Source organism: Ruegeria sp. AB8, assembly GCF_056542605.1.
Map to the genome: position 1 here is coordinate 69,772 of NZ_JBQGAB010000001.1, position 13,683 is coordinate 83,454.

At 57.1% G+C, this 13,683-nt stretch carries 12 protein-coding genes and 3 tRNA genes; 8 read left to right on the forward strand and 7 right to left on the reverse strand.

Features of this window, described 5'->3' with window-relative positions; translation table 11 throughout:
- Positions 1-17: 17 nt before the first annotated feature.
- Positions 18-1,313 (forward strand): citrate synthase, encoded by a 1,296-nt coding sequence (gene gltA / locus ACR0CG_RS00330; protein WP_170614921.1) that lies wholly within the window; start codon positions 18-20, stop codon positions 1,311-1,313.
- Positions 1,314-1,364: 51 nt separating this feature from the next.
- On the opposite strand, the gene ACR0CG_RS00335 is transcribed toward gltA, so the two are convergent.
- Positions 1,365-2,429: a PA0069 family radical SAM protein gene (locus ACR0CG_RS00335; protein ID WP_480522357.1), complete on the reverse strand. Its 1,065-nt coding sequence runs from the start codon at positions 2,427-2,429 to the stop codon at positions 1,365-1,367.
- A gap of 317 nt (positions 2,430-2,746) precedes the next feature.
- Here ACR0CG_RS00335 and ACR0CG_RS00340 point away from each other — a divergent pair, with 317 nt between their 5' ends.
- A complete protein-coding gene (locus ACR0CG_RS00340) occupies positions 2,747-3,445 on the forward strand; it encodes a corrinoid protein (protein WP_170614919.1) in 699 nt (232 codons plus the stop codon).
- 160 nt (positions 3,446-3,605) lie between these two features.
- Entirely contained in the window at positions 3,606-4,274 is a 669-nt protein-coding gene (locus tag ACR0CG_RS00345) for a DUF1638 domain-containing protein (protein ID WP_480522358.1), read from the forward strand.
- 43 nt (positions 4,275-4,317) lie between these two features.
- On the opposite strand, the gene ACR0CG_RS00350 is transcribed toward ACR0CG_RS00345, so the two are convergent.
- Entirely contained in the window at positions 4,318-4,728 is a 411-nt protein-coding gene (locus ACR0CG_RS00350) for a SufE family protein (RefSeq protein ID WP_480522359.1), read from the reverse strand.
- Positions 4,729-4,866: 138 nt separating this feature from the next.
- On the opposite strand from ACR0CG_RS00350, the gene ACR0CG_RS00355 reads away from it, so the two are divergent.
- Complete coding sequence (locus ACR0CG_RS00355; RefSeq protein WP_480522360.1) at positions 4,867-5,391, forward strand: hypothetical protein; 525 nt, start codon at positions 4,867-4,869, stop codon at positions 5,389-5,391.
- 6 nt (positions 5,392-5,397) lie between these two features.
- On the opposite strand, the gene rnd is transcribed toward ACR0CG_RS00355, so the two are convergent.
- The 3 genes from rnd to purM form a co-directional block, all read right to left on the reverse strand.
- Positions 5,398-6,555, reverse strand: coding sequence for a ribonuclease D (gene rnd, locus ACR0CG_RS00360; RefSeq protein ID WP_480522361.1), 1,158 nt, complete (start codon positions 6,553-6,555; stop codon positions 5,398-5,400).
- Between the two features lie 113 nt (positions 6,556-6,668).
- Entirely contained in the window at positions 6,669-7,265 is a 597-nt protein-coding gene (purN, locus tag ACR0CG_RS00365) for a phosphoribosylglycinamide formyltransferase (RefSeq protein ID WP_480522362.1), read from the reverse strand.
- The gene (gene purM / locus ACR0CG_RS00370; RefSeq protein ID WP_480522363.1) at positions 7,262-8,308 is read right to left on the reverse strand and encodes a phosphoribosylformylglycinamidine cyclo-ligase; all 1,047 of its coding nucleotides are present in this window, start codon (positions 8,306-8,308) and stop codon (positions 7,262-7,264) included. The genes purN and purM overlap by 4 nt, the downstream gene beginning before the upstream one ends.
- A 180-nt stretch (positions 8,309-8,488) precedes the next feature.
- Between purM and ACR0CG_RS00375 the strand changes: the two genes are divergently transcribed.
- A tRNA-Met gene (locus ACR0CG_RS00375) sits at positions 8,489-8,562 on the forward strand.
- Positions 8,563-8,707: 145 nt separating this feature from the next.
- Here ACR0CG_RS00375 and ACR0CG_RS00380 read toward each other — a convergent pair.
- Positions 8,708-8,784: transfer RNA gene (locus ACR0CG_RS00380), tRNA-Arg, on the reverse strand.
- Positions 8,785-9,007: 223 nt separating this feature from the next.
- Positions 9,008-10,327, reverse strand: coding sequence for an ATP-binding protein (locus ACR0CG_RS00385; RefSeq protein ID WP_480522364.1), 1,320 nt, complete (start codon positions 10,325-10,327; stop codon positions 9,008-9,010).
- A 48-nt stretch (positions 10,328-10,375) separates the two neighbouring features.
- Here ACR0CG_RS00385 and ACR0CG_RS00390 point away from each other — a divergent pair, with 48 nt between their 5' ends.
- The 3 genes from ACR0CG_RS00390 (at position 10,376) to ACR0CG_RS00400 (ending at position 13,427) form a co-directional block, all read left to right on the forward strand.
- Positions 10,376-11,293, forward strand: coding sequence for an MBL fold metallo-hydrolase (locus tag ACR0CG_RS00390; protein WP_480522365.1), 918 nt, complete (start codon positions 10,376-10,378; stop codon positions 11,291-11,293).
- Between the two features lie 75 nt (positions 11,294-11,368).
- Positions 11,369-11,443, forward strand: a tRNA-Asn gene (locus ACR0CG_RS00395).
- 565 nt (positions 11,444-12,008) lie between these two features.
- Positions 12,009-13,427, forward strand: coding sequence for a sulfatase-like hydrolase/transferase (locus tag ACR0CG_RS00400; RefSeq protein ID WP_480522366.1), 1,419 nt, complete (start codon positions 12,009-12,011; stop codon positions 13,425-13,427).
- The last annotated feature ends 256 nt before the right edge of the window (positions 13,428-13,683 follow it).

Sequence of the window (13,683 nt, forward strand, 5' to 3'; positions counted from 1 at the left end):
TTGAGGAAGGGATAAAGATGACCGACAGCAAAAAAACAGCCACTCTGAATGTCCATGGCAAGGATTATGAGTTGCCGGTTCATTCGCCGACCGCCGGGCCCGACGTCATCGATATCCGCAAACTGTACAGCGAGGCGGGTGTCTTTACCTATGATCCCGGCTTCACTTCGACCGCAAGCTGCGACAGCACGATCACTTACATCGACGGCGAAAAGGGTGAGTTGCTGCATCGGGGCTATCCAATCGACCAACTGGCCGAGAAGTCGCATTTCCTCGAAGTCTGCTATCTGCTGCTTTACGGGGAACTGCCGGTCGCAAAGGATCTGGAGAAGTTCGAAACCACAATCACGCGCCACACCATGCTGCATGAGCAGATGCAATACTTCTACCGTGGCTTCCGCCGGGACGCACATCCGATGGCGATCATGGTGGGCGTTGTTGGCGCAATGTCGGCGTTTTATCACGACTCGACCGACATTTCCGACCCACACCAGCGTGAAGTCGCGTCGCACCGTCTGATCGCCAAGATGCCGACAATTGCCGCCTGGGCGTTCAAGTACCACATCGGCCAACCCTTCGTTTATCCGCGCAATGATCTTGATTATGCGTCCAACTTCCTGAGCATGTGCTTTGCAGTGCCGGCAGAGGAATATGAAGTAAACCCGATCCTGAGCCGAGCAATGGACCGGATTTTGACGCTGCACGCAGATCACGAGCAGAACGCCTCGACCTCGACCGTGCGCCTGGCTTCGTCTTCGGGCGCGAACCCGTTTGCCTGTATCGCAGCGGGTGTTGCATGCCTTTGGGGTCCTGCGCATGGCGGCGCCAACCAGGCCTGTCTTGAGATGCTGGAAGAGATCGGCAGCGTGGATCGTATTCCGGAGTACATCGCCCGCGCCAAGGACAAGAACGACCCGTTCCGCCTGATGGGCTTTGGCCACCGCGTCTACAAGAACTTTGACCCCCGCGCCAAGGTGATGAAGCAATCGGCGGACGAGGTTCTGGACCTGCTGGGTATCGAAGACAACCCAAAACTGCAGGTTGCAAAGGCGCTGGAAAAGCAGGCGCTGGATGACCCGTATTTCGCCGAGAAGAAACTGTTCCCGAATGTCGACTTTTACTCGGGCATCATTCTTGAGGCGATGGGTTTCCCGACTTCGATGTTCACCCCGATCTTTGCGCTGTCCCGCACCGTTGGCTGGGTCAGCCAGTGGAAAGAGATGATCGCCGATCCTCAGAACAAGATCGGGCGTCCGCGCCAGCTGTATCTGGGCGAAACAATGCGCGACTATGTGGATATCGAAAACCGCTGATCGCCGCTGACTATTATGCAGAACGCCCCGGCCTGCCCGGGGCGTTTTTCGTTAGAAGAGGCTAAGTTGGTCCCCAGCCTGAGGCGGCCGTTCAAACAGGTCACACCGCAAAGGCGTTGTCCGGGTACTCAGTTGCAATCGTTTGGTCGCCAGCCTGAAGCGTTTGGCGATGATCTGCGCATATTCACCTTCGCCGCGCATTCTGTGACCCCAACGCGGGTCGTATTCACGTCCTCCATGCATGTCCCGCAACAATGACATGATCTTGTTCGCCCGTGCCGGCTCATGCTCCAACAGCCATTCGCGCCAAAGCTCCGAGACTTCCCGTGGCAGGCGCAGCATGATCCAGCTAGCGGACTTGGCCCCGGCCTCCTTCCCGGCCTCAAGCAGGTTTTCGAGCTCGTGGTCCGTCAGCCCGGGCACGACCGGTGAGGTCATGACACGAACCGGGACCCCTGCCCCAGCCAACTGCCGGATCATCCGCAGGCGGCGCTGTGGCGATGGTGCACGAGGCTCAAGCCTGCGGGACAGTTGCGCATCCAGCGTCGTCAAAGAAACCCCGACGCACGCCAATCCGCGTTCAGCCATGGGCGCCAGAATATCCAGATCTCGTTCGATCAGCGCACCCTTGGTGACAACCGCGACCGGATGCTGGAAGTCCTTGAGAATGGACAGGCACGACCTTGTAATCAAACGGGTTTTCTCGACCGGCTGATAGGGATCGGTATTCGTACCGATTGCTATTGGCGCAACCCGGTAGCTTTTGGATGACATCTCGCGCCGCAGGATTTCGGCGGCGTTGGGGCGCGCAATCAGACGGGTTTCAAAATCCAAGCCCGGCGACAATCCCAGATAGGCATGAGTCGGGCGAGCAAAACAATACACGCACCCATGTTCGCACCCGCGATAAGGGTTAATCGATCTGTCGAACGAAAGATCCGGCGACCGGTTATAGGTGATCAGGCTGCGGGCGGATTCATCTCGCAGTTCCGTCCGTAAGGGCGGAAGATCTTCTTCAATGTCCCAGCCGTCATCGCAGGCAATGGTTTGCAACCGTTCAAACCGCCCCGTTGCGTTTGTCGCGACACCTCTGCCACGAATGTTAGGTTGCTGCATCCCGTTGTTCTTTTTTTGTTCTATAGCAATTTAGATGCAGCTTTTCCCCGACACAAGCATCGATTTCCGCCAAATTATCGCCGCGCTACAGCGATGGAATCCAGAGCCAGGCCATAGGTCCGTGGCTTTGCCATAATCTGAATGAGTTGCAGGATCATTCTGCAAATTATTCATTCGGGCGGGTCAATAATTTGACCTATAAGTCGGTCCCGGAACGGCCGACGTCGCAATCGTCACAGTCGAACTGCGGCAAAATGGTCAAAACGGGAAAAACGCCACCACGGGCCAAGGGTCCGCACAGCTCAGGGAAATGCCCCATGTCCGATGAGGAAGACATCGTCCTGTCCGAACTGAATGACGACGAACTTGTCGAACAGATGTTCGACGATCTTTATGACGGCCTGAAAGAAGAAATCGAAGAAGGTGTGAACATCCTGCTGGAACGCGGATGGACCCCCTACGACATTCTGACCAAAGCGCTGGTCGGCGGCATGACCATCGTTGGCCATGACTTCCGTGACGGCATCCTGTTCGTTCCCGAAGTACTCCTGGCTGCAAACGCGATGAAGGGTGGCATGGCGATCCTGAAGCCGCTGCTGGCCGAAACCGGTGCCCCACGCGTGGGCAAGATGGTGATCGGAACCGTCAAAGGCGACATCCACGACATCGGCAAAAACCTCGTGTCGATGATGATGGAAGGTGCCGGTTTTGACGTGGTCGACATCGGCATCAACAACCCGGTCGAAAACTACCTGGAAGCGCTGGAATCGGAAGAGCCGGACATTCTGGGCATGTCGGCCCTTCTGACCACCACAATGCCTTACATGAAGGTGGTGATCGACACCCTGGTCGAACAGGGCGTTCGCGATGACTACATTGTTCTGGTAGGCGGCGCGCCCCTGAACGAAGAGTTCGGCAAAGCGATTGGCGCAGACGCCTATTGCCGCGATGCGGCCGTGGCTGTGGAAACCGCCAAGGACTTTGTGTCGCGCAAGCACAATCAAATGGCGGGCTGAAAAGCTCAGGACTGAGTTCGTTAAGCCGCCCGCCACTGGGCGGCTTTTTTGTTCGCCCGGTCGCAATTCTTGCCGTGTTGCCAATCGATTTCGCGACAGGGCTTGCCACATGGATGGATCGCGCCTTTTCTGATCAAAGGACTGCCGGGGAGGCAACGCAATGCAACAGGACCGCATACCTAACGATGCCAGCCTTACAAACGAAGGCTATTCCAGCGATGAAAAGCAGGGGCGCATCCTTTTGCTGGCTTGCGGCGCGCTGGCACGTGAAATACTGGATCTGAAAAAGCGTAACGGTTGGGATCACTTGGCGCTGACCTGCCTGCCTGCCATCCTGCACATCCACCCCGATCGCATCACTCAGGCCGTTGAGGACGCCGTCGCCAAACACCGCGACAATTATGACCAGATCTTTGTTGTGTACGCCGATTGCGGTACTGGAGGGCTGTTGCAAAAGGCGTGCGCCGAACTGGGTGTCGAAATGGTTCAGGGACCGCATTGCTATTCCTTCTTCGAAGGTAACACCCGGTTCGAGGCGCGCGGCGAGGATGAAACCACGGCTTTCTATCTGACCGACTTTCTGGCCCGCCAGTTCGATGCGTTCATTTGGAAACCTCTGGGCCTCGACCGGCACCCTGAGCTGCGCGACATGTATTTTGGCAACTACACCAAGCTGGTTTACCAGGCACAAACCGACGACCCCGATCTGACCGCTCGCGCGCGCGAATGCGCCGACCGCATGGGCCTGGAATTCGAGCGGCGGTTTACCGGGTACGGAGATCTCGAAACCACGCTGGCAGACTGGGCAGCCCGGTCTTCTTCTGTCTGAAAATACCTCGGGGTGCGCGCGACTGGCCGCTCGCCCGTCCCGATCAAGCGTTTTCCCGCGCTACGTCGCGAATCCGTTCGATCATCGAACGCAGGCCGTTGGACCGTTGCGCTGACAAATGATCATTCAGACCCAATCTCGCCAGTTCCCCGCCGGCGTCCACCATCGGCACGTCACGCACTGGCAACCCATTGTACAACGACCGCAACACCGCAATCAGGCCGCGCACGATCAGTGCATCGCTGTCGCCATCAAAACGAAACACACCGTTGTCGATCATCGGATGCAGCCAGACCTGGCTGGCGCATCCATGAACCTTTGTGGCCGGAACCTTCAGCGCCTCGTCCAGAGGTTTCATCGCCTTGCCCTGATCGATGACATGACGATACCGGTCTTCCCAGTCCTCAAGGAATTCGAAATCCTCGACGATCTCTTCAAAGGCAGGCGTTGCCATGTTGCCGCGGTCCTTTTGTTACCTTCACTTTTTTGACCTATGCCGAGCATGCGCGTCTGTCCAGTCCCAGTCCGGCTTTTCAAAGCATGGAAATTGCGCTAACCCATTGTCGGAACTACTGCTCAGGGCTTTGAGACCATGAAAAAAACACTCACCTTTCTAATGGTCGCATCGTTGACCCTGTCTGCCTGCAATAGTTGGCGCGATTCTCGGGCGAACCCTTCGAACTGGTTTGGTCCGGGCACGCCCCCAACGGAGGAAGTTCCGGTCGACGAAGCCAATGCGCTTATCCCGAAGCAACGCACCGGAACCGGCCTGTTTTCCCGCCCCGAAGAAGCGGATACGAGCGTCCTGCTGGCAAGGATCGATGAACTGAGGATCGATCCAACACCTTCGGGCGCAATTGTCTATGCATCCGGCACGGCAATACGCCAGGGCGCCTTCAATGCGCGTCTGGTTCCTGTTGTTAGTGAAGAGAACTCGAAAAACGGCGTTCTGGAATTTGGCTTTCGGGTAAATTACCCAAAAGCCCAGACGCGTCAGGGCTCCGAGCGGTCCCGGATGGTTTCGGACGCGATCAATGTCAGCCTGCAGGATCTGCAATCCATCCGTCTGGTGCGGGTGGTCGGCCAGCAGAACACGTTGGAATCGCGGCGGCGCTGATCGGCGTCAGAGGGAAACGACCTTCACGACCTGCCCTTTGGCGGCCAGGGCGATCTTGCCCTCACACAGTTTCAGGGCGTCTTCACCGAACACCTCAAACCGCCAACCCGACATGGCTGGCAGTTCACGTTCGCCCGCTGCGATCTGATCCAGCTCGGAACTGGTTGCAATCAGTTTGGCCGCCACACCCGAACTCTCGGTTTTTGACTTCAGCAGAACGCGCAGCAAGTCAGATAGCGCCGGGTTGACCTTGAGGTTGTCGCGCGCCTTGTCGACCAGCGGCAGATCCGACGAAGGGCAATTCACACCTGTTTCAACCGCTGCCAGAATCCCGTTGGCAATTGCGCCTTTGCGCGCCTCGCGCAGCAACAAACGTGAACCGCCCAGATCTGACGCCGTTTTCGGTTTGGTCGATGCCAGCTCGATCAATGCGTCATCCTTGAACACGCGGCTGCGTGGCACATTGTTTTCCTGCGCGTATGCCTCGCGAAACTTGGCAAGCTCACGCACGACAGCCAGAAATCTTGCCGAATTCGTGCGCGTTTTGACACGCTTCCAAGCTTCCTCAGGCCGCATTTCATAAGTCCCGGCCTCGGTCAGAGTGCGCAGTTCTTCAGCCACCCAATGGCTGCGGCGTGTTTTTTCCAGCTCAGCCGCCAGATGTTCGTAAATCTGACGCAGGTGGGTCACGTCCGCCAGCGCATAGGTCTTTTGCGCATCGGTCAGCGGGCGCCGTGACCAATCCGTAAAGCGAGAAGTCTTGTCGACGCCCTGTCGGCAAATCTTGCGCACAAGCGTCTCATAGCCGACCTGTTCGCCAAATCCGCAGACCATTGCGGCCACCTGTGTGTCAAACAAGGGTTTTGGGAAGACACCCGCCTCGACCCAGAAAATCTCCAGATCCTGACGCGCAGCGTGGAACACCTTGACGACGTCCTCATTCCGAAACAGGTCGAAAAGCGGTTCAAGCGACAGCCCATCCGACAGTGGGTCCACCAGAACGGCGCTGTCTTCGTCGTTGGAAGGGACGGCAAGCTGAACCAGGCAGAGTTTCGAATAATAAGTACGCTCGCGCAGAAACTCGGTGTCCACGGTGACATAATGGAAGTCCGCCGCGGCCTTGCAGAATGCGGCCAGTTCTTGCGTCGTTGTCAGGGTTTTCATTCGCCGTACTGTTCTTGCTCTTGTTCTTTTAACCGCCCGTTTTTGACCTCGTCCCGAGCCTTTGAGCAAACCATAGGCAGAATAACAGCCGCGTGTAAATCACTCACAGCGGATCACGGCAGCAGAACTGGCGACCTGTTGCCTTCTGCATACCTTCTCAGCACGGCAGGATAAAGTTTGTGTTCCCAGGCCAGCACGCGCTCCGCCAAAGATTCCGGCGTATCGCCATCTTCGACCCTGACTCGCGCCTGTCCCAGTATCGGTCCGTCATCCAGCGCGGCGGTGACTTCGTGCACCGAGCATCCATGCTCTGCGTCGCCCGCCGCGATAGCCCGGGCATGCGTGTCCAGACCTTTGTACTTCGGCAACAGTGAGGGGTGGATATTCAGCATTCTGCCCTGAAACTGTGAAACGAAATCGCCGGTCAGCACCCGCATGAATCCGGCGAGGCACACAATATCCGGCTGTGCTTCCTGCAAGGGTTTCAGCAGTTCGGCTTCGAAAGCGGCGCGATCGCCCTTGAATGGGCGGTGATCCACCACAGCGGTCGGAATGCCCCGATCCGTCGCCTTTTTCAACCCGTCGGCCTGCGCGTTATTGGCCAAAACCAGACAGGGCCGCGCCGGATGGTCGTCAGTCATACTGTCAACCAAAGACACCATGTTCGATCCGCCACCGGAAATCAGGATGGCGACGCGCTTATGGCTCACAGCAATTTCCCGGAATAGGACACACCGGACTGATCGGTAACGGTGCCAATGTGGGAAACGGCTTCTCCGGTCTCTGTCAGAAGGTTTGCCAAATCATCAGCACGGTCAGCGGCGCAGACAACGATCATGCCGATACCGCAGTTGAAAGTCTTGAGCATCTCGGCCTCGGCAATGCCGCCGACCTGAGCCATCCAGCCAAAGACCGGAGGTAGTGTCCACGAACTCAAATCGATTTCGGCACCCAGATCGTCGGGCAGAACCCGAGGCAGGTTTTCGTTCAGACCGCCGCCGGTAATATGGGCCAGCGCATGTACGCCCCCGGCCCGGATCGCCTGCAGTGCTTGTTTCACATAAAGCCGTGTCGGGGTCAGCAATGCCTCGCCCAACGACCCGTCACCAAACGGAGAATCTGCATCCCAGCCCAGGCCCGACATCTCGACCAGTTTGCGCACCAGCGAATACCCGTTGGAGTGCACCCCATTGGACGCCAGTCCCAGCAGAACATCGCCTTGCTGCACACCTGCCGGCAGATGCGCACCGCGTTCCATGGCACCGACCGAGAATCCGGCCAGATCGAAATCTCCTTCCGGATACATGCCTGGCATTTCCGCCGTCTCACCGCCGATCAGGGCACAGCCGGACTGAACGCAACCTTCAGCAATACCTTCGATGATCCGGGCGGCCGTATCGGTATCCAGCTTGCCGGTCGCAAAGTAGTCCAGGAAAAACAGCGGCTCGGCCCCCTGACAGATCAGGTCGTTGACGCACATGGCGACAAGATCGATGCCCACGCCGTCGACAACGCCAGTATCAATGGCAATCCGCAGTTTCGTTCCTACTCCGTCCGTGGCACCCACCAGGATCGGATCGGTGTATCCAGCGTCTTTCAGATCGAACAAGGCGCCAAACCCGCCCAGGCCGCTCATCACTCCAGAACGGTTGGTCCGCTTGGCCGCAGGTTTAATGCGGTCCACCAATGCGTTTCCCGCATCAATATCGACACCTGCGTCAGCATAGGTGATTCCGTTCTTGCCCGCTGTCATGGCCAACCCTTCCTGAATGCTATTCGCGCGGGTTATTCGATTGCGCCGCGCGTTGCAACGGTCAGGCGCAACAGGTGTGTCACTGAACGCCGCCGGATGTCGTGAACGCCAAGAATTTCAGATTGAGCACTGAACACTCTTGGCGTGCCGATAACATTGCTGTACGTAGCGCCTGTTCCTGGGGGATTAGCTCAATTGGTTAGAGCAGAGCGCTCATAACGCTTTGGTTGGGGGTTCAAGTCCCTCATCCCCTAGGAGAGTGGATTTCCCCATATTACGTTCAGGCACTGTTCGGGTGTTAGTTGGACAAGGAACAATAGATCCGATTCGCGGACCAGAATCATAACCTTAGCCAGTTGTGGCAAACCTTGTGCAGCGAGAGGGTGGATACCGGAAAAGTGGTGAGCCGTGCAGGACTCGAACCTGCTGCCTCCAAATTAGGAATTTGGCGCTCTATCCAGATGAGCTAACGGCCCTTGCCTCCCAAAGTAATTCGGGGAATGCCCGGACAATGTCAACGGTGTAACGCTTTTGCATTCACGACGACCGGCCAAGGCACTCAATTTGCTTTTAGCCGAAATATGAAACGAAGACCGAAAAGACAAAAATTTCTGGGTGTTCTTCCGGCGGAGCGCAGTTTGAACAAGCCGCACCGAAAACCCTCTGGAACAGTTGCCACGATTCGCGCCGGAACTGCCTTTACCGTCCAATAATGATATCCGCACACAGTCCGCCCAGTCGGCTGCTTTCGGCCAGCCGCAAAACGCCGCCATGCGCGCGGGCTATGTCGGCCACAATCGCCAGCCCCAATCCCACGCCGCTGCCCTTGTTTTGATTCCGGGACGGATCAAGCCGGGTGAAGGGCTTGACCGCCTCGGTGCGCTGTTCCGCAGGGATGCCGGGTCCGTCATCTTCGACCCTGACCCGCAACGACTTCTGCGTCAGGGTCAGACTGACCTCTGCCCTGTCGCCATAGCGAACCGCATTACCGATCAGATTTTCAACGGCGCGCCGAAATGCCGTCGGGCGCAACATCACGGTTCCTCCGCCTTCGACTGAAACCAATTCAACCGCAAGACCGGCGCGTTGTGCGTCGTCCACAATCTGCCGTAAAAGGATTTCCGGGTTCACTTCTTCCGGTGCGCCCTCGGCAGCGCCCCGCGAAAACTCCAAAAATGCATCCAGCAGCGATTGCATCTCGTCTACATCCTGCAATAGGGGCGCTGCTTCATCCTCGGGCAACATCGACAGACCCAGTTTCAGACGCGTCAACGGCGTTCTCAGGTCGTGGCTGACCCCCGACAACATCAGGGTACGTTGTTCCATCTGACGTTCGATCCGCGCGCGCATGTCCAGAAAGGCGCTTCCTGCCGCGCGGACTTCGGTGGCGCCTCCGGGTGAATACGGCACGACCCTGCCCCGCCCGAAGGCCTGGGCCGCGTTTGCCAGCCGGGTGATCGGTCGCAGCTGATTGCGCATGTACAGAAACGATATCGTTGTCATCACTATGGCGAAGAACACCATCGTCACAATCAACTGATGCGGTGTTGTAGGTGACAGACGGCGACGATCGAATGTCAGTTGTAGCAGTCCCAGGTCCGTATCCAGGTACAGCCGGGCTTCGTGACCGCTGGGAAGGGCCACAGCCGTCAGATTCGGAATCAACGCTCGCAATTCTGCTTCCACCTGAGGCGCGATGAAATCGTACCAGCGCCGCCTGCCGACATCGGGCTGTTCGTTCAGGTCAAGAAACCGAAGCTGCATTTCAAGCGTGGCCAGTTCGGGCCGTAACGCAGCCAACACCTGCTGCTGCGTTTCCGCGTGTTCAACGGCCTCGGTCACCAGCATCACTTCGCGCGACGTCGCGCGCGTCATCTGCGCGGTGACATCCTCCAGGTGTTTTTGCAGAAACGCGATTCCCACCACCAGCAGCAGGACAGCCACCGGCAGAACGATGATCAGGGCAGCCCGGGCGTACAGGCTGCGCGGCATATATGGTTTGAGCCAATGCGTTGACATGCGCTAAACCTAGCGAGCCGCACCGGCAAGAGAAAGAGCACATCGCCCATGCAAGCCCCTGACGATTTCGACCCGCCGACAGGACAGGCCGAGCAATTGCAACCCGGCCTCCGACGTATTGTGGCTCCAAACCCGTCACCGATGACGTATCGCGGGACCAATACCTATCTGCTGGGCTCATCAGGCGACGTCGCGGTTATCGACCCCGGCCCCCTCAGCGAACCGCATCTCGACGCCATTCTGGGCGCGCTGAACCCTGGGCAGAAGATCAGCCACATCTTTGTCACCCACAGCCATCTGGACCATTCTCCCCTCGCCGCTCCGTTGTCGGCCCGTACCGGTGCGCCGGTTCTGGCTTTTGGCGGCCCCGAGGCCGGGCGCAGCAACGTAATGCGCGAACTTGCGCAAAACGGCCTTGTTGGCGGTGGTGAAGGAATAGACGGGGATTTTCGCCCGCATGTCGAACTGGCAGACGGCGAAACCGTTGACGGCGACGGCTGGCAGGTCGAGGTTATTCATACGCCGGGCCATCTGGGAAACCACATCGCGCTCGCCTGGGGTGATGTGTGCTTTACAGCGGATCACGTGATGGGCTGGGCCAGTTCTCTGGTGTCTCCGCCGGACGGGGATCTGACCGATTTCATGGTCGCCTGTGAACGTCTTCGTGCCCGTGACTGGTCTGTCTTTCATGCGGGACATGGTGCACCCATTGCCGATCCCGCCGTCCGGCTGGACTGGCTGATCAGCCACCGAAGAAGCCGTGAAGCCCAGATACTGCAGACGCTCAGCCACAACCCCGGCACCGCCCGTGAGCTTGCCGCACGAATTTACACCGACACGCCAGAAGCACTTCTGCCGGCAGCCGAGCGGAATGTTTTTGCGCATCTTGTTGATCTTTGGGGAAAATCGCGCGTCCGTCCGACAGGAAAATTGTCGACCGACGCTTGTTTTCACAGGGTGGAATAAGTCGAAAAGAATTTTCGTTCTTCCGGTCGTTCTGCTCTGGACGGCGAAATCCGAGGTTGCTATACGGCCCTCAGTTCCGGCGTAGCTCAGCGGTAGAGCAGTTGACTGTTAATCAATTGGTCGTAGGTTCGATCCCTACCGCCGGAGCCAAATCTCCTCAAAGTTTCTGCCTCCTGTTTAAAGAACTTGCACTTCTTAAGAAGAATGTACGTCCTTGATGCCCATTCATTTCATTGCCAAGACTCCGGCGGCAACGAACAGGCAACGCCGCCATTCAGACAACAATCACCTGCTATCATTTTTTTGATAGCGCAAAACGGTAGTCAATGGATTCGAGACCAATCGATCATGGACGGCCTCAGAGCTGAAGATTGCAGCACCTTTCTGGAATAATCGGAATTAAGGATACCGATCGTTTACTGCGGCCTGTGAGGAGGGCTGCCTTGCGGACAAAACCACCTTTTGCCGCATCGTAGAGCTGAATTTGCAATCAAAGATCTGATGCCCGCATCAAGCGGAAGCTCATCGGGGCTAGAAACAGACCGATTCCTAGGGTCACGAGCCTTCAATCGAGAGGGGCTCCCAACCGCCATGAGTGTTTCACTACCGCCTGGTCGGCTGATCCTGACGTACTTTGGCATATATATCTCATTTTGTGACTCCCACAAAATGTGTAGCATTGACGTTATGGTTTGGTGCAATCCGGGATATTCTAATGTTCAAGTCACTTGTCTGTTCGGCAGTGTTCCTCGTGGGACTAGTTTCGACCGCATCCGCCCAAGACAGGCTCAATATCGTCTATTTTCTTGTCGACAACCTCGGCTATGGCGAGCTTGGTGCATATGGCGGCGGTATACTTCGCGGCGCCCATACTGAGCACCTGGATGCGCTTGCCGAAGAAGGCATGCAACTTATGAACTTTGCGCCAGAAACGCAGTGCACGCCGTCGCGTTCCGCCCTTATGACCGGGCGGTACTCAATACGATCAGGCAATCAGACTGTGGCTCTGGCCGGAAGCGAAGGCGGGCTTGTCACTTGGGAACGTACGCTTGCCGAACTCCTATCAGACATTGGGTACGCAACCTCGATCGTTGGCAAATGGCACATTGGCGCCTCGGAGGGGCGCTGGCCAACCGATCAGGGTTTCGATGAATGGATTGGGATTGCGCACAGCTACGACGAAGCCTTTTGGGCCGATGATCCATGGCATGACCCTGAAAGAGACCCCGTGGCCTATGTCATGGAGTCCATACGAGGAGAGGCACCACAGAACATTGAGGAACTCACCGTTCCTGTAAAACTCAGCCTCGACCGTGAATATCTTGATCGCTCGAAAGACTTTATTGATCGCAGCCTTGCCGCGGAAAACCCGTTCTTTCTTTATTTCAACCATACTCTGATGCACATGCCGGTTGCTCCGCGACCGGAATTCAAAGGCAAAACCGGTCATGGTGACTGGGCGGACAGCCTGGCCCAGCTTGATGCGGATTTTGCCGAGCTGATGGCATTTCTCGATGACAGGGGGCTGCGGGACAATACCATAGTTGTCTTCTCCGGAGACAATGGCCCGGAGGAACTGGAGCCTGATCGCGGCCATCCCGGATTCTGGAACGGCACATACTTCACTGGCATGGAAGGATCGCTCAGGACGCCGGCAATGATCCGGTATCCCGGCGTCGTTCCCGAGGGGCTGAAATCGAACGAGATAGTTCACATCACCGATATGTTTACAACCCTGGCGCTATGGGCCGGCGCAGAAGTGCCTCAGGATCGTATCATAGACGGGGTGGATCAACGCGCATTCTTCGAAGGGTCCTCTGAATTCTCGGCCCGCGACGGCTTCCCCTACTGGATGGGTGACCGGATGTACGGCGTAAAATGGCGCAACTTCAAAGTCGTCCTTGTTCTACAGCGAACTTTCACGGATCCGGCGCTTGAGCTGGCCACGCCGCACATCATCAACCTCGACGTCGACCCGCAGGAGCGCGAACCCTTCAATTATCCATACCTGCATACATGGGTCATTGCACATGCCGCCCGCATTGCCACCGAATTCAAGAAAAGCCTGGATCGGGAAGAGCCGGTACCGGTCGAAGCGCCGTTGGATTTTGTTCCGTCGTCAAGGAGAGAATAGTCCAGAAGAACCGTCGCCAGATTGCGCTCTGGCGGCCAACTCGTTTTGGCCGGTTGTGTTACACGTACCGTTCAGCTGGCACCTAAACCACTGTAGAAAAGTATGTTTTCATGATTTGACCAGCCTATTTCCCGGGGCAGCTTTGCGGAACGCACAAGGCGCAAGGATTGTTCAGTAGGATATGTGATCGTTGGGCATTTTGACCCTCTGGGCGGGCTGGCCAAAAAGACTGCAGAATACTCAGAGCAACCTGATA

Bases quoted from the DNA above. Each gene is read 5' to 3' on its own strand.
- gltA (WP_170614921.1), top strand. From the start codon at position 18: ATGACCGACAGCAAAAAAACAGCCACTCTGAATGTCCATGGCAAGGAT.
- ACR0CG_RS00335 (WP_480522357.1), bottom strand. From the start codon at position 2,429: ATGCAGCAACCTAACATTCGTGGCAGAGGTGTCGCGACAAACGCAACG.
- ACR0CG_RS00340 (WP_170614919.1), top strand. From the start codon at position 2,747: ATGTCCGATGAGGAAGACATCGTCCTGTCCGAACTGAATGACGACGAA.
- ACR0CG_RS00345 (WP_480522358.1), top strand. From the start codon at position 3,606: ATGCAACAGGACCGCATACCTAACGATGCCAGCCTTACAAACGAAGGC.
- ACR0CG_RS00350 (WP_480522359.1), bottom strand. From the start codon at position 4,728: ATGGCAACGCCTGCCTTTGAAGAGATCGTCGAGGATTTCGAATTCCTT.
- ACR0CG_RS00355 (WP_480522360.1), top strand. From the start codon at position 4,867: ATGAAAAAAACACTCACCTTTCTAATGGTCGCATCGTTGACCCTGTCT.
- rnd (WP_480522361.1), bottom strand. From the start codon at position 6,555: ATGAAAACCCTGACAACGACGCAAGAACTGGCCGCATTCTGCAAGGCC.
- purM (WP_480522363.1), bottom strand. From the start codon at position 8,308: ATGACAGCGGGCAAGAACGGAATCACCTATGCTGACGCAGGTGTCGAT.
- ACR0CG_RS00385 (WP_480522364.1), bottom strand. From the start codon at position 10,327: ATGTCAACGCATTGGCTCAAACCATATATGCCGCGCAGCCTGTACGCC.
- ACR0CG_RS00390 (WP_480522365.1), top strand. From the start codon at position 10,376: ATGCAAGCCCCTGACGATTTCGACCCGCCGACAGGACAGGCCGAGCAA.
- ACR0CG_RS00400 (WP_480522366.1), top strand. From the start codon at position 12,009: ATGTTCAAGTCACTTGTCTGTTCGGCAGTGTTCCTCGTGGGACTAGTT.